Here is a 24,582-nt window from a genome sequence, read left to right on the forward strand (position 1 = left end):
TTCCGTGACTCTCGATCCCGAAGACAGCAAGATCATCACGCTGGCCCGGTCGGCCAGGGCGCGCAACGGCTCGCGGGAAGGCGCCGCCGTACGCGATGAGACCGGACGCACCTACTCCGCCACCAACGTCGCGCTCGACGCGCTCACGCTCTCCGCCGTGCAGGTCGCCGCGGCCATGGCGATCTCCAGCGGCGCGCGGACCCTGGAGGCCGCCGCGCTGGTCACCGAGGGCGAGGGCCCGAGCGAGGCGGACGCCGCGGTGGTCGGCGAGCTGGGCGGCAGGCTGCTCGTGGCCGGTCCCGACGGCCGGTTGAGGGACTGACATGGCGATGTCGCCGTTCCTGGCCGAGCTCAGGGCCGCGGTGGGCGGGCGCTTGCTGGTGCTGCCCTCGGTGACGGCGTGTGTGTTCGACGCGGAGGGGCGGCTGCTGCTCGCGCGGCACGGCGACGTCGGGAAGTGGGCGACGCCCGGCGGCGGCATCGACCCCGACGAGCGGCCGCAGGACGCCGTCGTGCGCGAGCTGCGCGAGGAACTGTCCGTGGAGGCCTCGGTGCGCGGCCTGATCGGCGTGTACGGCGGGCCGGACTTCCGCACCCACTACCCCAACGGCCACGAGGTCGCCTACGTCATCGCCGCCTACGCCTGCGTGCTCACCGGAGCCGCCACGCCCACCCCCGACGGTGAGGAGATCAACGACTTCACCTGGGCCCTTCCCGGGGATCTCGCCGCGCTCGACATGACCTCGTGGTCGCCGCACGTGCTGCCCGACGTGTACGCCTGGTGGCGGCAGCACGGTGGCTGATGGGCCACAATCGAGTATGTGACTTCGCCAGACAACCATCGCGCCGGTTTCGCCTGCTTCGTGGGGAGGCCGAACGTCGGCAAGTCCACGCTGATGAACGCCCTGGTCGGTACCAAGGTGGCCATCACCTCGTCCAAGCCGCAGACCACCCGGCGCGTCATCCGGGGCATCGTCCACCGGCCCGACGCCCAGTTGATCATCGTCGACACGCCGGGCCTGCACCGCCCGCGCACCCTGCTCGGCGAGCGCCTCGACAGCCTGGTGCTGTCCACGCTGACCGAGGTGGACGTCATCGGCTTCTGCGTGCCCGCCGGTGACGCGATCGGCAAGGGCGACCGCTTCATCGCCGAGAAGCTCGCCGCGGTGAAGAAGACGCCCGTCGTGGCCGTGGTCACCAAGTGCGACCTGGCCTCCAAGGAGCAGATCGCCGAGCAGTTGCTGGCCGTCTCGGAGCTGGGGGAGTTCGCCGACATCGTCCCGGTCTCCGCGACCTCCGGCGACAACCTCGGCGCGCTGGCCGACGTGCTCGTCCGGCACATGCCCGAGTCGCCGCCCCTGTACGAGGACGGCCGCCTCACCGACGAGCCCGAGCAGGTCCTGGTCGGCGAGCTGATCAGGGAGGCGGCGCTGGAAGGGGTACGCGACGAGCTGCCCCACTCGATCGCCGTCGTGGTCGACGAGATGCTGCCCCGCGAGGGCCGCGACGACCTGCTCGACATCTACGCGCACCTGTTCGTCGAGCGTCCCTCGCAGAAGGCCATCATCATCGGGCACAAGGGGGAACGGCTGCGCGACGTGGGCACCAGGGCCCGCAAGCAGATCGAGGCGCTGCTCGGCACCCGCGTCTACCTCGACCTGCGCATCAGCGTCGCCAAGGACTGGCAGCGCGACCCGAAGCAGCTGCGCAGGCTGGGCTTCTTCGACTGAGCCACCGGCGGGGTTGTGGTGCGCGACGCCGGGCGGGCTTATGGTGATCGGGTGGGCGACTACCTTTCGCCGCGGGTGTCGGGCAGGCCGGAACGCAAGGCACGCAGGGGCTACGCGCTCGCCGTCGTCGCGGCCGGGGCGTTGCTGGTGGTCTGCGCGATCCTGCCCTGGGCTGGGCTCTCGGCGCGCAGCGACCTGATCGGCGCGGGCGTCGTCAGGACCGTACGCGGCATCGACGACGGCTTCGGCGTCTACACCCTGATCGCCGGGCTGGTCGCGGGCGGGTTCGGCCTGGCCGGGCTGATGACGGGACGCCGGCCGTGGGCCGGGCTGGCGGCGATCCCCGGCGGGGTGGCGGCGGCCGTCCTCGTGCTCTTCGTGGCCGGCCCGCGGGACGCGGGGGACCGGATCTCGGTTGACCTGGGCGGATTCCTGGCGATCGAGCCGGTGCTGCAGTACGGGTGGTTCGCCGCCCTGGGCAGCGCGCTGGCCGTCGTGGTCTTCGCCGTGCTCTCCCTGCTCCCACGTCGCGGCTGAGCGGGGTGGGACGGCGGGGTTGCCCGCCGTCCCCCGTCGGTCAGGTGAGCGTGAACGTGGTCAGGACGGCGGCGTGGTCGGAGGTCCACTCGTTGCCGCCGTGGCCGGGGTGGGGGGCCGGGGTCCCGGCGACGACCGCGTCGGAGGACTCGACGCTCAGCCCGCCGGCGTAGTGGACGAAGTCGATGCGGTCCTGCGGCTCGGGGTCGCCGATGCGGTGGTCGTAGCCGTACCCGCCGGTGAAGGTCTTGTAGACGGGCGACCACGTGTTGCCGGGCGCGGTGACCGGGTTGGGGCGGGCGACGCGGTAGGAGTCCTTGAGTCCCGCCTGCTCGGGGAGCTTCGAGGTCGGCCACGGGATGCCGGAGCGCCCGCAGTGGGACGGCGCCGCCGCGGCGGTGTAGTCGAGGTGCGAGGGGGCGTTGAAGTCGCCGGTCAGGAGCACGGGGTGGGTCCCGGCGGCCTGCAGGTGGCCGCCCATGGCCTGGATGATCGCCTGGATCTGGCCGGTGCGGCCGGAGTCCGCCTCCCGGGTGAGCAACTGCTGGGTGGTGCGGTTGGAGAAGCAGGCGTCGTAGGGGCCGTAAGGGGTGTAGCCGAGGTGGGCGTTCCACAGGACCAGCTCGCGGCCGGTGCGCTCGTCGAGGCGGACGCGCGCGTATATGCCGGCCAGCCCGGACTGCGAGGGCAGCGGGCCGCGCGCGGTGATCGGGTAGCGGCTGATGATGCCCAGATCGGCGCCGGCCTGGAAGTGGTCCCAGCCGAGCGCCTGGGCGAGCTCCCGCGCCGAGGTCGAGGACGTCTCCTGCAGGCCGACCACGTCAACGTCGCGGTCCAGCAGGAAGCGCAGCTGCTTCTCCCGGCCGCCGGAGACCTGGCTGCCGCCGTGCCACAGGTTCCAGCTCATCGCCTTCAGCCGGGGCACCAGCGTCTCGCTCGCGCCGCGTACCCGGATCGAGACCGAGGCCGTGCTCGTCTGTCCCGCCGCGTTGCGCGCCTCGACGGTGAGCGCGGAGGTTCCGGCCGCGGTGGGGGTGCCGCTGACGCGGCCGTCGGCGGCGACGGCGATCCACGCCGCGCCCGCCTTCTTGGTGAAGGTCAGTCCGCTCGTGTCGCCTTTCACCAGTCCTGTGACGCTCGCACCGTACGGCGTGCCGGCCCGCCCGTTGCGCAGCGTGAAGGGCGAGGTGACGAAGTGCGGGGCGGCGGAGCTGACGAGCCTGAGCCGGGCGGGCTGGGCCAGCCAGGCGTAGCCGTCCTGGGCGAGGTAGTAGACGACGTAGTCGCCGGGCTCCAGTCCCTGTGTGGGCAGGGAGGCGGTGCCGTTGGCGTCGGGGGTGTAGACCCACTTGAGCGACGGGCCCACGAACTGCTCGGCGACGGGGCCGTTGCCGGGTTCGGTGTAGAGGCCGACCCAGTTCTGGGCGTGCGGGCGCGGTGTGGAGTAGGAGAGCCTGATCGGGTCGCCGGCCCGCACGGCGTTCGATTCGAGGGCGAGTGTGCCGTCGGGGGCGGCGGCGCGGGCGGGAACGGTCACGGCGGTCATGGCGAGGAGGGCGGCGGCTAACAGGGGGAGTAGACGCATCGGGGCTCCTAGTGGCTGGCTGTCCGAAGAGAGCATCCACTGGCAAAGTAAAGCCCAGATGTACGCAGTCTGACTAGTATCCACCCTGGTCAAGGGTGGACAAGTGGAGCACCTGTCTGGACAAGCTCCTTGAGTATGTCGCGGGCCTGGGCGGTCAGCTCGGCCGCGCGGCCGGTGGCGCCCTCGGCGGTGTTGACCTCGGCCAGGGCCGTCAGCGCCGCGGCGTCGAGCAGGCGGTCGCCGAGCCGCAGGGCGATGCTCCTGGCCTGTTCGGCGGCGTCGCGGGCGGACGGGACGTCGTGTCGCGCCAGCCGTACCGAGGACAGGGCGAGCAGGGCGTCGGTGTGGCGGTGGCGGTCGCCGAGGGCGGCGAGGTGTTCGGCGGCGGCGCTCAGGTGTACGGCGGCCTCCTCCGGGCGGCCCGCGCGGCGCAGCACCTCGCCGAGGACGAGCAGGGTGTCGGCGCGCTCGCGCTCGCCCGTGGCCGCCTCCAGGCAGGTGGTCAGCAGGCGTTCCGCGTCCTGCGGGCGGCCCAGCTCCAGGTGGGCGCGGCCCAGGCGGCGGCGGGTGTGGTGGGCGTCGCGCACGGAGCCCGCGCGGTGGAACAGGCCCAGGGCCAGGCGCAGGCGTTCGTGCGCCTCCTGCCAGCGGTGTTCGGCGAGGAGCAGGTCGCCCTCGTCGCGCAGGATCAGGGCCTCGGCCCGGGGTTCGCCGGTCGCCTGGGCGGCGGGCAGGGCGTGGGCCAGGACGGTACGCCAGTCGTCGAGGTGACGATGGCGCTCCAGGAACGGCGTCAGCAGGTGCGCGAGCCGCCAGCAGTCGGCGTCGAGCCCGGCCCGCCACAGGTCGCCGGTCAGGGCGACGAGGAAGCCGCGCTCGGCGGCCAGCCACTGCACCGACTCCTTGATCTCGCGGGTGGCGAAGGCGGCGGCGGGATCGCCGGAGACCAGGGGGAAGCGGGAGACCCGCACCCGGGCCAGCACCAGCGTGGCCAGCGCGGACAGCCCCGGCGGGTCTGGTTGCTCGCGGGCGAACAACCGGACCAGCTCGTGCGTGCGGTAGCGGACCTGCCCGGCCACGTCCACCGTGTACGCCTCCAGCAGGCCCGCCTCGACCAGCGCCTCGGCCTGGCCGCCGAAGACCTCGGTCACCCAGTCGCCCACGTCGGGCGCCGACAGCGCGCCGAGCCCGCGCAGCGTGCGCCCGGCCGCCTCCGGCAGGCCGTCGTAGCCGATGGCGAACGCGCTGCGCACGGTCTGGTCGCCGGCGTGCAGGCCGTCGAGCCGCCGGTGCTCGTTCTCCAGCAGGCCGACCAGGTAGTCGGCGGTCCAGGCCGGTCGGGCGGCCAGCCGTGAGCCGGCCACGCGCAGCGCGATCGGCAGGCCGCCGCAGAACCGGGCCAGGCGGACCAGCGCCTCGCCGGGCTCGCGGCCCGAGCTCCTGCTCAGCAGTTCCAGCGACTCCTCGGGGCCGAGCACGCCGACCGGCAGCCGCCTGGCGCCGGGCAGACCGGCGAGGGCCGACCGGCTGGTGATGACCGTGGGGGAGGAGGTCAGCAGCGGGCGTACCTGCTCCTCGTCGGCGGCGTTGTCGAGCAGGACCAGCAGGCGGCGGCCGGCCGCGTAGGCGCGCAGCAGCCGCTCGCGGCCTTCCCGCGAGTCGGGGACGGCCTGGGCGGGGCAGCCGAGCCAGCGCAGGAAGTCCTCGAGCACCGCGGCGGGGTCGCCGTTCTCGCGCAGGTCGGCGTAGAGGATGCCGTCGGGGAAGCTCGCGCGCTGCTGCCATGCCGCGTGTACGGCCAGCGCCGACTTGCCCGTCCCCGCCTGGCCATGGACGACCACCTGGTCCCCGACCACCTCTTCCAGCAGTTCGCCCCGGCCGGTGAAGTCGGCCACGTCGCGCGGCAGCAGCACCGGCGGCCCGGCGGAGACGTGCAGGGAGACGTCGTCGTGGAGCATGCGGTGGTAGAGCAGTTGCAGATCGGGGTCGGGCTCGATGGCGTGGCCGCCGTCGAGCTCCTCGCGCAGCGCGGCGTAGGCGGCCAGGGCGTCCACGCGCCGGCCGCTGCGGTAGAGGGCCAGCATGTACTGCCCGCGAAATCGCTGCCAGAGCGGGTGCCTGGCGACCAGGCCGCGCAGTTCGGCCAGGATGTCGCGGTGCCGGCCGGCGTCGAGGGCCCGCTGGTTCCTGCGCTCGATGGCCAGCAGGCGCAGCTCCTCCAGTTCCGCGCGCAGCCGGCCGGTCTCCAGCCAGCGCGAGCCGTCGGGGTCGACGTCCTCCAGCGCCGGGCCGCGCCACAGCGTCAGCGCCTCGTCGTAGCCGCCCTGCTCGACCAGGCTCCTGAACCGGTTGACGTCTAGCTGCTCCTCCTCCACGGCGAGCGTGTAGGTGCCGGAGACAGTGGTGATCACGTCCTTGCCGAGGAGCTGGCGCAGGTGGCCGATGTAGCCGCGGACCAGCGAGTCGGAGCGGTCGCCGCCCTCGCGTGGCCATAACAGCTCGCGCAGCCGTCCGACGCTCAGCGGGCGGCGGGCGTTCAGCACGAACATGGTCAGCAGGTCGCGGTGCTTGGGCGCGGTGGGGGTGCGGTCCTCCCCGCCGTGGCGCACCTCCAGCGGCCCCATGATCCGAAATTCCACGCTATTTCCCGCAATCCAGGCGTCTGTGATCTTTTATGGGCACAGAATTTCATATCTGATGGCGGCGCTTACTCCTTCTGACCCACACCGTCTCGGCGGCTACTGGCTGGCGGGCCGGCTCGGCGCGGGCGGGCAGGGGGTGGTCTACGACGCCTATGGGCCCGGCGGGGAGCGGGTCGCCATCAAGGTACCGCGCGCCGACTCGCCCGAGTCCCGGCGGCGGCTGGGCAAGGAGGCGGACGCGGCGCGGCGGGTGGCGGCCTTCTGCACCGCCCGGGTGGTCGAGGTGGATCTCGGCGTGCCGTACATCGTCAGCGAGTTCGTGCCGGGGCGGACCTTGCGGGAGGTGGTCGCGGAGGCCGGGCCGTACGAGGGGGAGGGGCTGCACCGGCTGGCCGTCGGCGTGGCGACCGCGCTGGCCGCCATCCACCGGGCCGGCGTCGTGCACCGCGACCTCAAGCCGGACAACATCATCCTGGGGCCGGACGGGCCGCGGGTGATCGACTTCGGGGTGGCGCGGGAGGACGGGCCCACCACGACCGGGCCGGTGATGGGGACGCCGACCTACATGGCGCCCGAGCTGTTCACCGGGCGGGGGGCGGGCGCGGCGGCCGATCTGTGGTCGTGGGGGCTGGTCGTGCTGTTCGCGGCGCGCGGGGTGGACGCGATCGAGACGGGCGATCCGGTCGCGGTGGTGTCGGAGGTGCTCGGGTTCCGGGCCGACGTGGAAGGCCTGTCTGAGCCGCTCGGGCCGCTGGTGGCCGCGGCGCTGGCCCAGGAACCGGGGCGGCGGCCGCGGGCGCGGGCCGTACTGCTGGCACTGCTGGGACTGCCGGACGAAAGCGACCCGGACGAAAGCGACCCGGGCGAGGGTGACCCGGACGGGGGCGACACGGACGGGGGTGATGCGGGCGCGGGTGACGCGGACGCGCCGCTCGCCCGTGGGGGCGCGCTCGCCGCCACGCTGGGCGGGCCCGCCGCCGAGCCCGGCCTCGGCGCGGTCGCCGAGGAGCTGTACGGCGAGCTGTCGGAACGCGAACGCGCCGCCGCCCCCGAGGTGTTCCTGCGCATGGCCGACGGCGAGAGCGTCAGGGAGGTCACCCGCGCCGAACTGCCCGAGGAGGAGGCGGTCGACGGGCTGCTGGCGCTGTTCACCGCGTCCGGGCTGGTGTCCGTGCCAGGCGAGGGCACGTACGCGCTGGCCAGGCCCGGCCTGGTGCAGGCCTGGCCCAGACTGCGGGAATGGGTGGCCGACAACCGCGACGGCCTGCCCGTGCAGCGCCGGCTGGCCGAGGCGGCGCGCTTCTGGGACGGCCACGGCAGGAAACCCGCCGACCTCCTGCACGGCTCCCACCTGGACCGCACCCTGCGCTGGGCGGCGGCCGAGCGCAGGGACCTCACGCTGGTGCGGCTGGAACGCGAGTTCCTGGACGCCGCCACCGCCCGCTCCCGCCGCCAGGTACGGCTGCGCGCGATGCTGGCCGGCGCGATGGCCGTCCTGCTCGTGCTGGCCCTGGGCGGGCTGGCCCTGGCCGAGTACCGCAGGACGGAGGTCACGGCCCAGCGCGACGCCGCCACCGCCCGCGCGCTGGCCCTGCGCGCCGCCGGGCTGCGGGTGAACGACCCGAAGCTGGCCGTGCTGCTGAGCGTGGCGGCGTACCGGCTGGATCCCGGCATCCCGGAGACCAGGGCCGCGCTGATCGACTCGCGCTCGCAGCGGTTCACCGACACCTTCACCGACCCCGACGCCGCCTCCGACGTGGTGTACGCCACGAGCCGCGACGGGCGTCTGCTCGTCGCGGTGCAGAACGGGCAGGCGCGGTTGTGGGACGTGCGGGCGCACCGTCAGCTCAGGCAGTTCACCGGCGTCGGGGCGGCGGGGCGGGCCGCGGTCACGGCCGACGGGAAGATCCTGGCGCTCCAGGACGATCGTGCGGTGCGGCTGTGGGATCTCGCGTCCGGCCGGCCGATCGGCGGCGCGTTCGCGACGGGCCTGGAGGCCACCGACCCCGGCGAGCTGGCCTTCGAGGCCGGCGAGCGGCTGCTGGCCGTCCCCGACGCCGACGGCGGGCGGCGCTGGTGGACGGTGAAGGACAGGAAGGCGCTGCGGGCGGACCTGTCCGCCGTCGACGACCAGGGCGCCCGCGGGGTGGTGACACCGAGGCGTGGCCGGGTCGAGCTCTGGGACCTGCGCGCGAACCGGCGGATCGACCTGCCGGGACTGCCGCTGACGCGTGGTGTCGAAACCGTCGAGATCAGCAAGGACGGGCGGTCGCTCGCGTACGCGGAGGAGGCGGCGAAGGGTGAAGAGCGCTGGCTCAAGGTGCGGGACGTCGAGTCGGGCGCCACGCGCCGCAGCGTGTTCCCCGGCGAGGTGGCGCGTGCCCTCACCTTCGGGTTCGGCGACGAGCTGATCGTCCACTGGGATCTTCTGGGCGACATCATGGTGCAGCGGCGCTCGGACAATCAGCAGATCCTGCGCATGGAGACCTCCGCCGACCTGCAGTCCGTCCGGCTCGACCCGGGCGACCGGGCCATCCGCCTGGTGATGAGCGGTGGTGTGATCCACACGGTCAGCCTGGCCACCCTCCTCGACAAGCCCGTCGTCGGCGGAGACTCGCTGGGCACCGCCGAGTTCGCGCCGGGCGGCCGCCTGCTCGCCACCTTCGCGCGCGGCGAGGTGCGGCTGTGGGACGTGGCACGCGCACGCCCGGTGGGCGTCCCCATCGCCTGGGGCGACCCCACACTGCAGGGCAAGCTGGCCTTCGACCCCACGGGCCGCCGGCTGGCCGTGGGCACGGACGACGGCGTGATGCTGATCGACACGGGCACGGGGACGAGGCTCACCTCCTTCCGGCCCGCGAATCCCAAGGCGAGCTCGGTCGACGGCCTGGAGTTCAGCCCCGACGGGCGGATCCTCGCCATCGCCACCGGCGGGATCGACGGGGCGCTGCCTCTCGAACTGCGCGACCTCCGAACCGGCTCCTCGCTCGCCACGGACGTCGAGAGCGGCGGCGTGACCGCCTGGCGTCCCGACGGGCGCGTCCTGATGACCGCCACGGCACTGATCGACCCGCTCAAGGGGACGCGGCTGGCCCGTCCCAGAATGCTCGGCACGTCGCTGCAGGTCTACGCCTTCAGCCCGGACGGCCGGTACCTGGCCGTCTGGACGACGGGCCGCCTCGTGCTCTGGGACGCCCGGCTGACGGCCAGGATCGACGACCTGCCCGTGCCGCCGGGGTTCGAGGCCACGGGGCTGGCCTGGTCGCGCGACGGCACGATGCTCGCCGCCTACGGCTTCGGCGACCAGATCAGGCTGTGGGACATCCGGACGCGGCAGGCACTCGGGACCGTCTTCGACGGCATGACGGAGTACGGATTCATGGAGGGCGCGGCGATCGCCTTCGCCGAGGACGGCAGGACACTCCTCGGCGCGACGCCCGAAGGAGTGCTGCGCACCCACCCGCTCGATCCGGTACGCCTCGCACGGGCCGCCTGCCAGGCCGCGGGAAGACCGCTCACCAGCCAGGAATGGAGCCACTACCTACCGGAGGCGGAACCGTTCCGCGTGTGCGCCGATACCGGTTAGGGCGTCCTGCGCACGCGTGACGATCTTCTCCAGGTGGTCGCTGTGGGCGCCGCGCCAGTACACCTGGCCGCACTCGCGGCACCGGCCGTACGCGTCGTAGCTGCGCCGGGTGCCATCGCGCAGCGTGTTCGCCACCTCGCTCTTCGGCACCTCGGCCAGCACGCCGTTGCAGGCGGTGCACCGCGTCCAGGGGCGCAGCGTCGGGGCGAAGCGGTCCAGGAGGTCGCCGAGCTGGAGGTCGGCCTTGGCGCCCCGCACGTACGCGCCCAGCCACAGCGCCCGGCGGCGCAGCAGGCCGCGGTCCTGGGTGAGCAGCACCCGGCGCTCGGCGTTGGCCTGGACCACCAGCGCGGGGTCGTCCATGTCGTTGTGGTACGCGGTGTCGATGCCGAGCAGCCGCAGCCGCCTGGCCAGGGTGCCCAGGTGGACGTCCAGGAGGAAGCGCGGCTCCGCCGACAACGGCTGGGGCCTGGGGACCGGGGCCACGTCCACGACGTCGCCGCCGCACGGCTGGTAGGCGGGGCCCACGCCGGTGCCGGCCACCGTCATCGGGCCCACTTCGGTCAGCGGGATGCCCAGGGACTCCACCACGTGGCCGAGCGTGGACGTGCGGTCCGCCTGCGCCCGCTGCCACTCCTGGCGGCGGCTCGCGGGCAGGAAGAGCCGCAGTTCGGGGGCGATGCGCAGGCGTATGTCCGTCTCGTCCACACGGTCAGGATGCCACGCGGGCCGGCGGGGGATCACCCCCATTTCGGCGGTGCGGATACCTTGGTGGGGTGAGTCTGCCGCGCCGTTCCCTCCTCGCCCTCGCCGGGCTCGCGTTGGCGGGCTGCGCCGCGGGGGAGTGGGAAGGCGGGCGGATCCGGCTGGCCACGGGGTCGGCGGGCGGGCCGTACGAGCAACTGGGGGATCGGTTCGCGGCGGAGCTGCGGCGGGTCGGCTTCGAGGTCGGCGTGCTCAAGACCGCCGCCAGCGTCGAGAACCTGGAGATGCTCAGCGACGGCCGGGCCGACGCCGCGTTCGCGCTGGCCGACAGCGCCGACCACGCGGTGCGCGTGCGCCGGCAGCCGGTGGCCGCGCTGGCCCGCATGTACATGAACTACGTGCACCTGGTCGTGCGCGCGGGCTCGGCGGTCATGGCGCCGCGGGACCTGGCCGGACGGTCGGTCTCGCTCGGCGCCGAGGGGTCGGGCACCGCCGTCACCGCCGAGCGGGTGCTGCGGGCGGCGGGGCTGACCGGCACCCGCCCGCTCAAGCTCGGGCTGGACGCGTCGATCAAGGCGCTGCGCGACGGCAGGGTCGACGCCTTCTTCTGGTCGGGCGGCGTGCCCACGCCCGCGCTGGCCGTGCTCGACGACGTGCGGCTGCTCGCGCTGGACACGCTGGTGCCGATCCTGCGCCGCGCGCACGGCCCGCTGTACGAGCACGCCGCGTTCCCGGCCGGCGTGTACGGCGCCGCCGAGCCGGTGGCCACGGTCGGCACGCCCAGCTACCTGGTCTGCCGCCGCGACCTGGACGTGGAGCTGGCCAGGGAGCTGACCGCGACCCTGTTCGCCAGCCGCGACCGCCTCCAGGCCCCCGACGCCCCGGGCGGCCGCCTCGACCGCCGCTACGCCATCGGCACCGGCGCCGTCCCCCTCCACCCCGGCGCCGCCCGCTACTACCGCTCGGTGTACGGCTAGCGGAAGATCCGCCCGAGCTGGTGGTCGATCAGGGCCACGGCCTGTTCGGGCGTGTGCTGGCCGAGCAGCACACCGGCCTGGAGCCCCTCGGCCCCGGCCAGCAGGAACGCGGCCTCCGCCGGGATGTCCACCTCCGGCCCCACCTGCCCCTGCTCGCGCCCCTGGCCGAGCATGTCGACGAGCAGCCGCTGCAGACCCGGCGGCGTCTCGCGGACCGTCGCGGCCAGGGCCGGGTCGGCGAGCATGTGCACGAAGTACGCGACGAACACCAGGTGCCGCTCCCGGCGTTCGGCGTCCAGCGGCAGCAACTCCATGAGCACCCCGCGCACGATCGTGCGCGGGTCGGGCTTCTCGCTGATCCGCTCCAGCCGCCGCCGCGCGCTCTCGCCGGAGACCGTGTTGAGGATCTCCAGCGCGCCGAGCAGGAGCTGGTCGCGGGTGCCGAAGTAGTACTGCAGAAGCCGGGCCGACACCCCGGCCTCGCCGGCGACCTGCCGCAGGGTGACGTGCTCCAGCCCGCCCTTGACGGCCAGCCGCCACACGGCCTCGGCGATCTGGCGGCGGCGCTGGTCGTGGTCGGCGTGGCGGGGCATGCGTCCGTCCTTGGTAGGGCGAGCTTCGACTTTGGTTTGTGGTGCGATCGTACCAAAACGGATTATGGTGCGATCGAACCACAAAAATTCGGAGGTTTCGCAGTGAAGTACACGGCAGTTCAGGTGATCGGGGTCCTCCTGCTGGTCGTGGGCGCGCAGGGAGCCATCAGGCTGCTGGCCGACCACGCCGACGGCGGGTTCCTGCAGTGGCTGCCCGGCGGGTTCGGTCCGTGGATGTTCTGCTACGCGATCGCCGTCGTCGCCGGCGGGCTCTCGGCGGCGTGGGCCGCGCGGAAGGGGAAGGGCAAGTGAGGAAGATCCTGTCCGTCCTGGTCGTGGCGGCAGCGCTGACGGGATGCGGCGCGGCCATACCCGCCGCCGGGGTGAAGGGGCCGGTCGTGCGGACGGCCCAGGGCGAGGTGCGCGGAGCCGAGGACGGCGGCGTCCGCAGGTTCCGCGACCTGCCCTACGCCGCCCCGCCCGTTGGCGACCGGCGCTGGCGGGCGCCCCAGCCGGCGCCGGCGTGGAAGGGCGTGCGCGACGCGACCAGGCCGGGCCCCGCCTGCATGCAGCTGGAGGCGCCCGACATGCCCAAGGGCACACCGACCAGCGAGGACTGCCTGACCGTCGAGGTGACCGCCCCCGCGCGGCCGGGCGCGAACCGCCCGGTCATGGTATGGGTGCCCGGCGGAGGCTTCCTCAGCGGCGCGGGGTCCATCTACGACCCCACCCGCCTGGTCAGGACCGGCGACATCGTGGTCGTCACGGTCAACTACCGCCTGGGCGTCTTCGGCTTCTTCGCCCACCCCGAGCTCGGCCGCGAGACCAACTTCGGCCTGCAGGACCAGGTGGCCGCCCTGAACTGGGTGAAGGCCAACATCTCCCGCTTCGGCGGCGATCCGGGCAAGGTGACGCTCGCCGGAGCCTCGGCCGGGGCGATGAGCGTCTGCACGCTCATGACCTCACCGCCCGCCAGGGGCCTGTTCAGGCAGGCCGTCGTCGAGAGCGGATCATGCCTGATGAGCCATCCGGCCGGCGCGCTCGGGCCTGGCCTGGGGCAGACGTCCTCCTGGCACCCGCTCGGCACCGTCCAGCGGAACGGGCGCGCGCTGGCCGAGCGGATGTCCTGCGCGGACGTGGCCTGCCTGCGCGGCAAGAAGGCGGGCGAACTGCTGCCCCACACGGGCGGCTTCCCGCTCCTGTCGTACGGCACGCCGTTCGTCCCGCGCGAGCCCGCCAAGGTCTTCGCCGCCGGGAAGGAGGCGGACGTCCCGCTCCTGCAGGGCAACACGCGCGACGAGCACGCCGAGTTCACGCTCTGGGCCTACCCGGACGGCATCGGCGAGCGTGACTACCCGGCCATGCTGAAGAAGGCCTTCGGCGCGGACGCCGCCCGCGTCGGGCGGCGCTACCCACGAAGTGACCACCCCTCCGCCGCCGCGGCGGTGAGCAGGGTGTTCAGCGACCGCGACTGGATCTGCCCCACCTGGAAGTCGGGGCGCCTGCACGCGCGCAAGGCCCCCACCTACGCCTACCTGTTCACCGACCCCACCGCGCCCGCGGTCGCCGGACCGCTGCCCCCGCACATGGGCGAGGTCACCGCGCACGGGGCCGAGACGTTCGCCCTGTTCGACTTCGTGGACGCGCCGGGCAAGAAGGCCGGGCAGCGGGCGCTGGCCGAGCGGGTGGTGGGCTACTGGACGCGGTTCGTCCGGACCGGGGATCCGAACGGGGGCGGCAGCCCGCGCTGGCCGCGTCTCGACGGGACGGATCGGGCGCTGGAGCTGACGCAGAGGGCGGCGCGGCCGTACGACATGAAGGGCGGGCATCACTGCGGGCTCTGGTTCTGAGCGCCCGAGCCCAGGCGAATCTCGACGACCAGGCCGTGCGGGCAGGCGGGCAGCAGGCTGAGCGCCGCCCCGCACGCCCTGGCCAGTTCGGCGGCGATGGCCAGGCCCAGGCCGCTGCCCGGCACGTTGGCGTGGGAGCCGGAGCGCCAGAACCGGCCCTGCGCCTCGGCCCGCTCGTCCTCGCCGAGCCCGGGGCCGTCGTCGGCGACCCGGAGCACGCCGTCGCCGAGGGTCACCTCGACCTTGCCGCCGGAGGGGACGAACTTCTGGGCGTTGTCCAGCGCGATGTCGGCGATGCGGGCCACCGGCTCGGGAACCTCCGCCTCCGCCGGGATCGCGACCTCCAGGGTCAGGCCGCGCGCGGTGTAGACCTCGCGCCAGCCCGCCAGGCGCGGCGCGAGGGCGGTCTGCGCGGTGGCCGTGACCGCGCCCGCCTCGACCTTGGCCAGCGCCAGCAGGTCCTCGACCAGCAGCGCCAGGCGGTCGAGCTCGGCCAGCGTCTCCTCGTACTCGGCCGAGCCCTCCTCACGCAGGTGCGGCTCCAGGTTCTCCAACCGCAGCGACAGCACGGTCAGCGGGGTACGCAGCTCGTGCGAGGCGTCGGCCACGAACGCCCGCTGGCGCTCCAGCGCGCCGGAGACGGCGTCGGCCATGGCGTTGAAGCGCTCCTCCAGGCGGCGCAGCTCCGACGGGCCGTTGCCCGGGTGGGCGCGGGCGTCGAGCTGGCCCTCGGCGATCGCCCGCGTGGTGCGGTCGAGCTCGGTGACCGGGCGCAGGATCCAGCGGGCGAGGCGGCGCGCCGCCAGCACCGAGTAGGCCAGCGCGATCAGGGCGCCGGCCGCCAGAGCGCCCCAAACGAGCGTGACGTCCGTGCGGGCGTTGTCGGTGCGGGCCTGCAGGAGCACCACACCGGACAACTGGGCGTCGCGACCCGCCGGCTCGGCCAGCAGCACCGTCCGCGGGCCGAGCGGGCCGATGGCCGGCAGCTCCTCGGTGGTGCGGCCGGACAGGGCCAGCCTGGTCGCCGCGCCGGTGTCGGCGGTCATCCGCCCGGCCTCGGCCAGCACCTTCCTGTCGCGGCCGAGCACGCGGACGGCCGCGCCGTACAGCTCGCTGTAACGCTCGATCTCCGCGCTCAGCGCGGAGTGGTCGGCGTCGCGCGCCGACTGGTCGGCCAGCTCGGCGAAGCGGGTGGCGTCCGCGCGGCGGTCGAGCAGCAGCCGGTTGGTGCGGTGCGAGGAGTAGAAGAGCCCCAGCGGTACGGCCAGCGCCGCGATGAGAAAGACGATCAGCGTGGTGAAGGTCACCACCAGCCGGGAGTTCACGCCGTCGAACCCAGGCGGTAGCCGGTGCCGCGCAGGGTCTCGACCAGGCCGGGCCGGCCCGTTTTGGCGCGCAGGCCCGCCACGTGCACGTCGAGCGAGCGGGAGGCCGACAGCAGCGGGTCGCCCCAGACCTCGTCGAGGATCTCCTCGCGGCTGCGCACCACGCCGGGACTGCGGGCCAGCAGCGCCAGCACGTCGAACTCGCGCCGGGTCAGCGTGATCTGCGCGCCCGCCACGTGCACCTGCCGGGCGTCCAGGTCGATCCGCACGTCCCCGACGGTCACGACCTCGTCGCGCACTGGCAGCGGGCGGGTGCCGCGGCGCAGCACGGCCTCCATGCGCGCCATCAGCTCCGCCGTGCGGAACGGCTTGACGAGGTAGTCGTCGGCGCCGGAGCGCAGCCCGCGCAGCACCTCGCGCTCCTCGACCCGCGCCGTCACCACGATCAGTGGTACGGCGGAGCTGCGGCGCAACCGGCGCAGCACGTCGAGCCCGTCCATGTCGGGCAGCGTGAGGTCCAGCAGGACGAAGTCGACGCCCCCCGCCAGGCGGAGGGCGTCCACGGCCAGCGCGGCACGGACGACCTCGTGCCCGTGCCGCGACAGTGCCGTGGTGAGTGCCGCCGCGAGCCGGTCGTCGTCCTCGACCAGGAGAACTCGCATGCCGACCAGGTTAGACGCGCTCGGGAACCGCCTCGGCCACGCCGCGCTCACTGCGTGTCAGGGCGGCGTCGCGGGTCTCGCGCATGCTGAAGTACACGACGAGGGAGACGGCGGCGCACCCGGCCACGTACCAGTAGAAGCCGGGCTCCATGCCCGCGCCCTTGAACCACAGCGCCACGTACTGGGCGGTGCCGCCGAACAGGGCGTTGGCGATCGCGTACGGCAGCGCCACCCCGAGCGCCCGGATGTTGGTCGGGAACAGCTCGGCCTTCACCACCGCGTTGATCGAGGTGTAGCCGGTGATGATGAGCAGGCCGACGAGCGAGAGCAGCAGCGCGCTCCAGAAGCCGCTGACCGACGACAGCGCGTACATGAGCGGCACGGTGCCGAGTGTCGAGCCGACGCCGAAGGTGATCAGCAGCGGCCGCCGTCCGATCCGGTCCGACAGCGCTCCGGCCGCGGGCTGGACGCACATGAAGATGAACAGCGCGCAGAAGCTCACGGTCGAGGCGGTCGCCTTCGACAGCCCGGCGGTGTTGGACAGGTACGTGGTCAGGTAGGTCGTGTAGGTGTAGTACGCGACGGTACCGCCCATGGTCAGGGCGATGACCAGCAGAAATTCCTTCTTGTGGGTGAAGAGCGCCTTGAGCGTGCCGCGGTCCTTGGCGTCGTGCGCGCCGGCGGACTCCTCGCCGTAGGCCTCCGTCTCCATCAGGCTGCGCCGCAGGTAGAACACGACCGCGGCGGCCAGGGCGCCGATGATGAACGGGATGCGCCAGCCCCAGGACTTCAGGGCCTCCTCGGTCATGGAGTTCTGCAGGATGATCTGCAGGCCGAGCCCGACGAGCTGGCCGGCGGTCATCGAGACGTACTGGAAGCTGGAGGCGAAGCCGCGCCGGCCGGGCGGGGTGGCCTCGGTCAGGAAGGTGGCGCTGGCCGCGTACTCGCCGCCGACCGAGATGCCCTGCAGCAGCCGGGCCACGAGCAGGACCACCGCGGCGGCGCCGCCGATCGTGTCGTACGTGGGCGCGATCGCGATCAGCAGGGCGCTGGCCGACATCAGCGTGACCGTCATGGTCATGGCGGCCTTGCGGCCCTTGCGGTCGGCGTAGCGCCCGAGCAGCCAGCCGCCGATCGGGCGCATGAAGAAGCCGACGGCGAAGATGCCGAAGGTGTTCAGCAACTGGGCGGTGGAATCGCCCTTGGGGAAGAAGGACGCCGCGAAGTAGGTGGCGAAGCTCGCGTAGACGAACCAGTCATACCACTCGACGAGGTTGCCGACGGAACCGCCGATGACGTTCTTCCACGGCATGCGTGCCTTGCTCAACGGGATACCTCCAGGGGGGCGTCTGTGCTGGCCAGAGCCTCTCCGCCGAAGGTTCTTCTGCCAAGGGGAGCGGGCGCATATCTAACCTGCGCTTAACATCGGCGAAACGTCAGACGTCCGTTTGCCAGGTGTTCCACTCGTCGAGCAGTTCGAAGCCCATCGCCTCGTTGATCGCCAGCATGTGCCGGTTGGAGGTGGCGTTCCAGGTGACGACCTGCTCCACCTGCGGCTCGCATTCACGCAGCCACAGCAGGTTGGCGACCTTCAGCAGAAGCCCGAGCCTGCGGCCGCGATGGGCGGCGAGCACGGTGGTGTCGGCCTGGCGGGCCCAGCCGTCGGAGCGGTCGGCCTCGATGTAGATGCGCGTGTAGCCCGCGGGGGCGCCGTCGGAGGTACGGCGGGCGATCATGGCGTAGGAGTCGCCGCCGCTGGGCACGATCGACGCCTCGAACGCGCGCATCCGGTCGGTGTCGAAGCGCATCTCCTCGATGTCCGCGCCGCGCGGCGCGTCGTTCATGCCGCCGATGAGCTGCGCGAGATCGGCCAGCAGTTCCTCGGGCGCGGGGCCGGTGAAGCGCTCCAGGTGGTAGCCCTCGGCCTGCGGCAGCATCGCCCTGATCGCCGGCCAGTCGGCCTTGCGCAGGTCCAGCGTACGGCGGGCCTCGGGCAGCACGACCTGGCCGCCCATCGCGGCGATGAACGCGGCCCCGCTGCCCGTCTTCTCGGTCTCGCCGACCAGCAGCCTTCTGCCCTCGGCCCTGACCCGCTCCTTCGTGTGCTCGTACAGGGCCCTGCCGATGCCACGCCGCCGGTGGCCGGGCACGACGAACGCCTCGAACACCACGACGAGATGCGTGTTGTCGAGCAGCGGGTACTGCAGGCCGAGACCGCCGACGATCCGGCCGTCCTCGACCGCGGCCCACGCCTCGACCCGGGAGCCGGCGTCGCCCCGGCGCATCAGCCACTCGTAGTGACGCTGCGACATGACCGGGCCCGGCCGGTGGCCGGTGGCCGCGCGGTAGGCGGCGTACACCTCGTCCAGGGGGCCGTCGAGATCTACTTGCTGGATCGTCATGCCGTCAGGCAAACGCACGCGCGCCTCTTCCCGCCACCGGTTTTACTGCTGGTAGCTCTCGACCTCGCTGGCCGGGCGGGCGGCCGCCTCGTCGGGGTTCTCCCCGATGCCCCGGCGGGCCCGGCGCTGCCTGAGCAGGTCCCAGCACTGGTCGAGCGCGACCTCCAGCTCCTTGACCCGCGCGTTCTCCTCCTCCGAGGTCACTTCGCCCGTCGACAGGCGGTCGCGCAGCTCGTGCTCCTCCGCGACGAGGGCGCTGATCCTGGTGAGAATCTCGTTATCCTGCATGATCCTGACTCTAACCGGCGCGTGATAGAACACGCCCTATGCGGGGTATCGCGGTGGTAAGGGAACCTGGCCGGCGCCTGGCCGAGGGCATCGTCACCCATCTCGAACGGCGGGCGGTCGACTACGCGCTCGCCCTGGAGCAGCACGCGGCCTACGTCGGCGCGCTGGGGGAGGCGGGCTGGGACCCGGTCCACGTGCCGCGGGCCGACGACCTGCCGGACGCGGTGTTCGTGGAGGACACCGTGGTGGTGTGCGGGCGGCTGGCCGTACTCACGCGTCCGGGGGCGCCGGAACGGCGGCCCGAGGTGGCGGCGGTCGCCGAGGCCGTGCGGGGCCAGGGGTTGCGCGCCGTGGCCGTCGAGGCGCCCGGCACGCTCGACGGCGGCGACGTCCTTCAGGTCGGCGCGACCGTGTACGCCGGACGCTCGGCCCGCACCAACGACGAGGGCATCGCCCAGCTCGCCCGGCACCTGCCCGACCGGCGCGTGGTCCCGGTGGAGTTGCGCGGGGTGCTGCATCTGAAGTCGGCCGTGACCGCGCTGCCGGACGGCACGCTGATCGGAGACCCGTCGCTGGTGGATCTGCCGGGCCTGCTGGAGCCCCCGGAGGAGGCGGGCTCGCACGTGGTCGTGCTGGACGAGGAGACCGTGCTGATGGCGGCCTCCGCCCCGGAAACAGCACACATGCTGCGAAATAGGGGGCTCAAGGTCCTGAGCGTGGATATTTCGGAGTTTGAGAAGCTGGAGGGCTGTGTGACCTGTCTTTCGGTTCTCATCAGGTGAGATCAGGGAGGGCGCACGGCGAGACGTCTGCTAACGTGAAACGCATGCTGCGCGGGCTGCTTCTTAGCTGCCGCGGCGAGGGCCTCTGAAGCAGGCCGGCTCCCTCGTCGCGGAGCGAGCCATGCGCGTCGGCCGTACGGACCGACTTTGAGGACACCTCAGATGACCGCTCAGCAGCCCACCTCCATGCCCGTCCAGCGTTACCAGGCGTTCGAGCCCGTCCGGCTCGCCGACCGCACCTGGCCCGGCAAGATGATCACCAAGGCGCCCCGATGGTGCGCGGTAGACCTGCGTGACGGCAACCAGGCGCTGATCGACCCGATGGACTCCCACCGCAAGCTCCAGATGTTCGACCTGCTGGTCAAGATGGGCTACAAGGAGATCGAGGTCGGCTTCCCCGCCGCCAGCCAGACCGACTTCGACTTCGTCCGCCAGATCATCGACGAGGGGCGCATCCCGGACGACGTGGTGATCCAGGTGCTGACCCAGGCCAGGCCCGAGCTGATCGAGCGCACCTTCGAGTCCATCCAGGGCGCCAGGCAGGCCATCGTCCACCTGTACAACTCCACCTCCACGCTCCAGCGCCGAGTCGTGTTCGGCCAGGACCGCGAGGGCATCACCGCCATCGCCGTCGAGGGCGCCAAGCTCGTCCGCAAGCTCGCCGAGGCGAGCGACGTCGACGTCTTCTACCAGTACTCGCCGGAGTCGTTCACCGGGACCGAGCTGGACTACGCCGTCGAGGTGTGCGACGCGGTCACCGAGGTGTGGCAGCCCACCCCCGACCGCAAGGTCATCATCAACCTGCCCGCCACCGTCGAGATGGCCACGCCCAACGTCTACGCCGACCAGATCGAGTGGATGCACCGCAACCTGAGCAGGCGCGACTCGATCGTCCTGTCGCTGCACCCCCACAACGACCGCGGCACCGCGGTGGCCGCCGCCGAGCTGGGCTACATGGCCGGCGCCGACCGCATCGAGGGCTGCCTGTTCGGCAACGGCGAGCGCACCGGCAACGTCTGCCTGGTGACCCTGGGCATGAACCTGTTCTCGCAGGGCGTCGACCCCGAGATCGACTTCAGTGACATCGACGAGATCCGCCGCGTCACCGAGTACTGCAACCAGCTGCCCGTGCACCCGCGCCACCCGTGGGGCGGCGAGCTGGTCTACACCGCCTTCTCCGGCTCCCACCAGGACGCCATCAAGAAGGGCTTCGAGCACCTGGCCGCCGACGCCGCCGCGGCGGGCGTGCCGGTCGACTCCTTCACGTGGGCGGTGCCGTACCTGCCGATCGACCCCAAGGACATCGGGCGCAGCTACGAGGCGGTCATCCGCGTCAACAGCCAGTCCGGCAAGGGCGGCGTCGCCTTCATCATGAAGGCCGACCATCAGCTCGACCTGCCGCGCCGCCTGCAGATCGAGTTCTCCAAGGTCGTGCAGGCCCGCACCGACGCGCAGGGCGGCGAGGTCACGCCGGGCGAGATGTTCGAGATCTTCCAGGACGAGTACCTGCCCACGCCCGGCAACCGCTGGGGCCGGCTCAGCCTCATGGCCCACCGCCACGAGTCGACCGTGGACGACCAGGACCGCATCGGCGCCGACATCCGCCTCGACGGGGAGATCCGCGAGATCGAGGGCAACGGCAACGGCCCCATCTCGGCCTTCATCGACGCGATCGCCGGAATCGGCATCCAGGTACGGGTGCTCGACTACGTGGAGCACGCGATGAGCGCGGGCACGGACGCCAAGGCCGCCTCCTACCTGGAGTGCGAGGTGGACGGCCGGATCCTGTGGGGCGTGGGCATCGACGCCAACACCACGACCGCCTCGCTCAAGGCGATCATCTCCGCGGTCAACCGCGCCTCCCGCTAGGACTCGCGCGGCGGCCGTCCCTCCGCGCGATTCCCTCACCCAGCGCTCCGCCGGCCGACGGCGGAGCGCTCTTTTCATTCACGGGGAATTCATCTACTCTCCTTAGTGAACGACACGTTCTCTAAGGAGGTGTGGCGTGCGGCTCACGCTGACCGGGCTCATGCTGGCGATGCTGCTGGGCGCGCTCGACCAGACGATCATGGCGCCCGCCCTGCCCGCCGTGGCCGCGACCCTCGGCGGGCTGGACCAGATGCCGGCCGTCGTCACCGCGTACCTGGTCGCCGCCACGGTCGTGATGCCCGTGTACGGCAAGCTGGGCGACCGCTACGGCCGCAAGCCCCTCATGCAGGCCGCCATCGTGATCTTCGTGACCGGCGCCGTCCTGTGTTCGATCGCCGGGTCGATGCCCCAGTTCGTGGCCTTCCGCGCGCTCCAGGGCATCGGCGGCGGCGGGCTCATGATCGGCGCCCAGGCCATCATCGGCGAGATCGTCAGCCCCCGCGAACGCGGCCGCTACCTCGGCCTCATCGGCGCCGCCTACATCGTGGCCGCCGTCGGCGGCCCGCTGGCCGGCGGGCTGTTCATCGACACCGTGGGCTGGCGGTGGATCTTCGCGATCTACCCGCCGCTCGGGCTGCTCGCGCTGGTGGTGCTCAGCCGTACGCTCCACCTGCCCAGGCCGGGCGCGCGGACCCCGCTGGACGTGGCGGGCGCGCTCACGCTGGCCGTGGCGGTGGTCGGGATGGTGCTGCTCGGGCAGACGGGGGAGCCGGTCTACCTCGCGGTCGCGGCCGCCGGCGCCGGCGCGTGGCTGCTCACGGCGCGGCGGGCGGCCGATCCCATCCTGCCCTTGCGGCTCTTTCGCGACCGGGGCTTCGCCGTACCGGTGGCGATCAGCTTTCTGATCGGGTTCGCGCTGTTCGGCACGATCACCTACATGCCCGCCTACCTGCAGATCGCGCTCGGCTCCACCGCCACCCAGGCCGGGCTGCTGGTCACCGCGCTCATGGGCGGCGTGCTGGCCACCACGATCGTCTCCGGCCGCCTGATCACCAGGACCGGGCGCTACAAGCCGTATCCCGTGGTGGGCGCGCTCGTGGCCGCGCTCGGCCTCGGGCTGCTGGCCGTGGCCGAGGGCGCGGTGGGGATCGCCGCCGTGATGCTGCTGACCGGGTTCGGCGTCGGGCTCGTCATGCAGGTCATGGTGCTCGTCGCGCAGAACACCGTCGCCCACGCCGACCTCGGGACGGCCACCTCGGCGGTGACGTTCCTGCGGCAGATCGGGGCCTCGGCGGGGGTGGCGGTGGTCGGAGCCCTGATCACGCTGCGGCTGTCCGGAGCCGGGTTCGCCGAGGCCGTGCCGCCGGTCTTCGCCATGATGGCGCCGCTGCTCGGAGTGGCGTTCCTGCTGGCGCTCGCGTTGCCCGTACGTCCGCTGCGTACCCGGGCCCATGTGGAGGAGAAGGTATGACACGCGTCGCACCCCTGCGCGACTTCGGCCGCGCCGACCTCGATCGGGCCGGCGGCAAGGGCGCCAACCTGGGGGAACTGGTCCGGCTCGGGCTGCCGGTCCCGGACGGGTTCGTCGTCACGACCGCCGCGGGCGCCGAGATGACCGGCGGCCTCCGGCAGGAGATCGCCGCCGCCTACGCCGCGCTCGGCGGCGGGCCGGTGGCCGTGCGCTCCAGCGCCACGGCCGAGGACCTGCCCGGCGCCGCGTTCGCCGGCCAGCAGGACACCTTTCTCAACGTCATCGGCGAGGACCCGCTCCTGGACGCGGTCCGCCGATGCTGGGCCTCGCTGTTCACCGAGCGCGCCGTCGCCTACCGGGCCAGGCTCGGCATCCCCGACGCCGACGTGCGCATCGCGGTCGTCGTGCAGAACATGGTGGAGGCGGAGTCGGCGGGCGTCATGTTCACCGCCGACCCCGTCACCGGTGAGCGCGCCACGCTGGTCGTGGACGCCAGCAGCGGCCTCGGCGAGGCCGTCGTCTCCGGCCGTGTCACCCCCGACCACTACGTGCTCGACCGCGCGGGCCGTCTCACCGCCTTCCGCGCGGGCCGCCGCGAGGTCGTCATCAGAGGTACGGCCGGCGGCGGCACCACCGAGACCCGCGAGGAAGGCCCGGCCGAACGCCTGCCCGAGACGGTCCTGCGCGAGCTGGCCGAACTCGGCGTCCGGGTGGCCGGCCACTTCGGCCGCCCCATGGACCTCGAATGGGCCTTCGCGGACGGCCGCGTCAGCCTGCTGCAGGCCCGCCCGATGACAGCGCTGCCGCCGCCTCCGCTGGGCCGCAGGCTCAACCCCGTCGAGCGCCGCATCGCCGGGATCCTGCTGGAGTACCTGCCGGTGCGCCCCTACCCGATCGACATGACGACCTGGCTCCCGCACGGCCCCGCCGGGCTGATGGCCCGGGTGGCCGCCGACTTCGGCATCCGGGGCGCGTTCGACGGCTTCCTCAGGGAGGAGGACGGCGTCGTCTACCGGATGGTCCCGCCCAGGCCCCGGCCCAGCCCGCGGCTGCTGGGGCTGCCGTTCCGCGTGCTGCGCAAGGCCCGCCGGTACGACCCGGCCGCCTGGACGCGCGACCCGCGCTACCTCGCCTTCCTGGAGCGTGAGCGGGAGCTGGCGGCGATCGACCTGGCGGCGCTGCCGTGGCCGGAGCTGCGGGCCATGCCCCGGCGGGCGCTCGACCTGGTGGGGCCGGTGGCGGAGCTGCGCATCGACTACCTGCCGGGGACCGGGCTGGCGCTGGCGCGCCTGCTGGTGACGTTGAAGATGTACCGGCTGGGCAGGCACTTCGGGACGGTGATCACGGGTGGCGGCAGCCGGACGGAGGACGCCAACCGGGGGCTGGAGGAGCTGGCCGCCCACCTCCACGAACCCGGCTTCGACCGGAGATTTCAGGCCTTCCTGGCTGAGTACGGGCACCGGGAGACCGCCAGCCCCGTCCTCGTCACCCCGCCCACCTGGAGCGACGCCCCCGGCACCGTGCTCGACATGGTCAAGCTGCTCGCGAGTGGCCCCGCCGCGCGCGAGCACGGCCCCG

The 24,582-nt window shown here is 73.0% G+C and carries 21 protein-coding genes; 12 read left to right on the forward strand and 9 right to left on the reverse strand.

From position 1 onward, the window contains the following. The first annotated feature begins 4 nt into the window (after positions 1 to 4). From ACFWY5_RS23195 to ACFWY5_RS23210, 4 genes are read left to right on the forward strand one after another with little or no spacing between them, the layout of a single operon-like run. The gene (locus ACFWY5_RS23195; protein ID WP_379616644.1) at positions 5 to 322 is read left to right on the forward strand and encodes a cytidine deaminase; all 318 of its coding nucleotides are present in this window, start codon (positions 5 to 7) and stop codon (positions 320 to 322) included. 1 nt (position 323) lies between these two features. Continuing rightward, the gene (locus ACFWY5_RS23200) at positions 324 to 803 is read left to right on the forward strand and encodes an NUDIX domain-containing protein (protein WP_379616646.1); all 480 of its coding nucleotides are present in this window, start codon (positions 324 to 326) and stop codon (positions 801 to 803) included. An 18-nt stretch (positions 804 to 821) separates the two neighbouring features. Continuing rightward, complete coding sequence (gene era / locus ACFWY5_RS23205; protein WP_379616648.1) at positions 822 to 1,730, forward strand: GTPase Era; 909 nt, start codon at positions 822 to 824, stop codon at positions 1,728 to 1,730. Between the two features lie 51 nt (positions 1,731 to 1,781). Next, positions 1,782 to 2,267: a hypothetical protein gene (locus tag ACFWY5_RS23210; RefSeq protein ID WP_379634195.1), complete on the forward strand. Its 486-nt coding sequence runs from the start codon at positions 1,782 to 1,784 to the stop codon at positions 2,265 to 2,267. Positions 2,268 to 2,307: 40 nt separating this feature from the next. Here the strand turns inward: ACFWY5_RS23210 and ACFWY5_RS23215 are convergent, their stop codons facing one another. After that, the gene (locus ACFWY5_RS23215; RefSeq protein ID WP_379634197.1) at positions 2,308 to 3,852 is read right to left on the reverse strand and encodes an endonuclease/exonuclease/phosphatase family protein; all 1,545 of its coding nucleotides are present in this window, start codon (positions 3,850 to 3,852) and stop codon (positions 2,308 to 2,310) included. Between the two features lie 89 nt (positions 3,853 to 3,941). Next, entirely contained in the window at positions 3,942 to 6,491 is a 2,550-nt protein-coding gene (locus tag ACFWY5_RS23220) for a BTAD domain-containing putative transcriptional regulator (RefSeq protein WP_379634199.1), read from the reverse strand. A gap of 58 nt (positions 6,492 to 6,549) precedes the next feature. On the opposite strand from ACFWY5_RS23220, the gene ACFWY5_RS23225 reads away from it, so the two are divergent. Continuing rightward, the gene (locus ACFWY5_RS23225; RefSeq protein WP_379634201.1) at positions 6,550 to 10,080 is read left to right on the forward strand and encodes a protein kinase; all 3,531 of its coding nucleotides are present in this window, start codon (positions 6,550 to 6,552) and stop codon (positions 10,078 to 10,080) included. Here the strand turns inward: ACFWY5_RS23225 and ACFWY5_RS23230 are convergent. Next, a complete protein-coding gene (locus tag ACFWY5_RS23230; protein WP_379616658.1) occupies positions 10,036 to 10,830 on the reverse strand; it encodes a Mut7-C RNAse domain-containing protein in 795 nt (264 codons plus the stop codon). The genes ACFWY5_RS23225 and ACFWY5_RS23230 overlap by 45 nt on opposite strands. Positions 10,831 to 10,856: 26 nt before the next feature. On the opposite strand from ACFWY5_RS23230, the gene ACFWY5_RS23235 reads away from it, so the two are divergent. Then, the gene (locus tag ACFWY5_RS23235) at positions 10,857 to 11,762 is read left to right on the forward strand and encodes a TAXI family TRAP transporter solute-binding subunit (RefSeq protein ID WP_379616660.1); all 906 of its coding nucleotides are present in this window, start codon (positions 10,857 to 10,859) and stop codon (positions 11,760 to 11,762) included. On the opposite strand, the gene ACFWY5_RS23240 is transcribed toward ACFWY5_RS23235, so the two are convergent. Further along, positions 11,759 to 12,355, reverse strand: coding sequence for a TetR/AcrR family transcriptional regulator (locus ACFWY5_RS23240; RefSeq protein WP_379634203.1), 597 nt, complete (start codon positions 12,353 to 12,355; stop codon positions 11,759 to 11,761). The genes ACFWY5_RS23235 and ACFWY5_RS23240 overlap by 4 nt on opposite strands. A 102-nt stretch (positions 12,356 to 12,457) precedes the next feature. Here ACFWY5_RS23240 and ACFWY5_RS23245 point away from each other — a divergent pair, with 102 nt between their 5' ends. Next, positions 12,458 to 12,667 carry a hypothetical protein gene (locus ACFWY5_RS23245; RefSeq protein WP_379616664.1) on the forward strand — a complete coding sequence of 70 codons (210 nt, stop codon included), beginning with the start codon at positions 12,458 to 12,460 and terminating at the stop codon, positions 12,665 to 12,667. Next, positions 12,664 to 14,205, forward strand: coding sequence for a carboxylesterase/lipase family protein (locus tag ACFWY5_RS23250; protein WP_379634205.1), 1,542 nt, complete (start codon positions 12,664 to 12,666; stop codon positions 14,203 to 14,205). Before ACFWY5_RS23245 ends, ACFWY5_RS23250 begins: the two co-directional genes overlap by 4 nt. Here the strand turns inward: ACFWY5_RS23250 and ACFWY5_RS23255 are convergent. The 5 genes from ACFWY5_RS23255 to ACFWY5_RS23275 all read right to left on the reverse strand — a co-directional run bounded on the left by ACFWY5_RS23255 (position 14,184) and on the right by ACFWY5_RS23275 (position 18,882). Next, positions 14,184 to 15,530: a sensor histidine kinase gene (locus tag ACFWY5_RS23255; RefSeq protein WP_379634207.1), complete on the reverse strand. Its 1,347-nt coding sequence runs from the start codon at positions 15,528 to 15,530 to the stop codon at positions 14,184 to 14,186. The genes ACFWY5_RS23250 and ACFWY5_RS23255 overlap by 22 nt on opposite strands. Continuing rightward, positions 15,527 to 16,192 carry a response regulator transcription factor gene (locus ACFWY5_RS23260; RefSeq protein WP_379616670.1) on the reverse strand — a complete coding sequence of 222 codons (666 nt, stop codon included), beginning with the start codon at positions 16,190 to 16,192 and terminating at the stop codon, positions 15,527 to 15,529. Before ACFWY5_RS23260 ends, ACFWY5_RS23255 begins: the two co-directional genes overlap by 4 nt. A 10-nt stretch (positions 16,193 to 16,202) precedes the next feature. Further along, complete coding sequence (locus tag ACFWY5_RS23265) at positions 16,203 to 17,519, reverse strand: MFS transporter (protein ID WP_379616672.1); 1,317 nt, start codon at positions 17,517 to 17,519, stop codon at positions 16,203 to 16,205. A gap of 109 nt (positions 17,520 to 17,628) precedes the next feature. Continuing rightward, entirely contained in the window at positions 17,629 to 18,612 is a 984-nt protein-coding gene (locus ACFWY5_RS23270; protein ID WP_379634210.1) for a GNAT family N-acetyltransferase, read from the reverse strand. Between the two features lie 24 nt (positions 18,613 to 18,636). Continuing rightward, on the reverse strand, positions 18,637 to 18,882 hold the full coding sequence (locus tag ACFWY5_RS23275) for a DUF2630 family protein (RefSeq protein ID WP_379616676.1): 246 nt from the start codon (positions 18,880 to 18,882) through the stop codon (positions 18,637 to 18,639). Between the two features lie 38 nt (positions 18,883 to 18,920). On the opposite strand from ACFWY5_RS23275, the gene ddaH reads away from it, so the two are divergent. From ddaH to ACFWY5_RS23295, 4 genes are all read left to right on the forward strand, one after another. Beyond that, positions 18,921 to 19,664, forward strand: a complete 744-nt coding sequence (ddaH, locus tag ACFWY5_RS23280) for a dimethylargininase (protein ID WP_379634212.1) — start codon at positions 18,921 to 18,923, stop codon at positions 19,662 to 19,664. Positions 19,665 to 19,826: 162 nt separating this feature from the next. Next, positions 19,827 to 21,533, forward strand: a complete 1,707-nt coding sequence (leuA, locus tag ACFWY5_RS23285) for a 2-isopropylmalate synthase (RefSeq protein ID WP_379634214.1) — start codon at positions 19,827 to 19,829, stop codon at positions 21,531 to 21,533. A 136-nt stretch (positions 21,534 to 21,669) separates the two neighbouring features. Next, positions 21,670 to 23,004 carry an MFS transporter gene (locus ACFWY5_RS23290; RefSeq protein ID WP_379634216.1) on the forward strand — a complete coding sequence of 445 codons (1,335 nt, stop codon included), beginning with the start codon at positions 21,670 to 21,672 and terminating at the stop codon, positions 23,002 to 23,004. Then, positions 23,001 to 24,582, forward strand: a 1,582-nt coding sequence (locus ACFWY5_RS23295) for a PEP/pyruvate-binding domain-containing protein (protein ID WP_379634218.1), incomplete at its 3' end; no start/stop codon positions are given. The genes ACFWY5_RS23290 and ACFWY5_RS23295, both read left to right, overlap by 4 nt.

The sequence above is a fragment of the Nonomuraea sp. NPDC059007 genome, assembly GCF_042740555.1.
In the GTDB taxonomy this organism is placed as follows: Bacteria; Actinomycetota; Actinomycetes; order Streptosporangiales; family Streptosporangiaceae; genus Nonomuraea.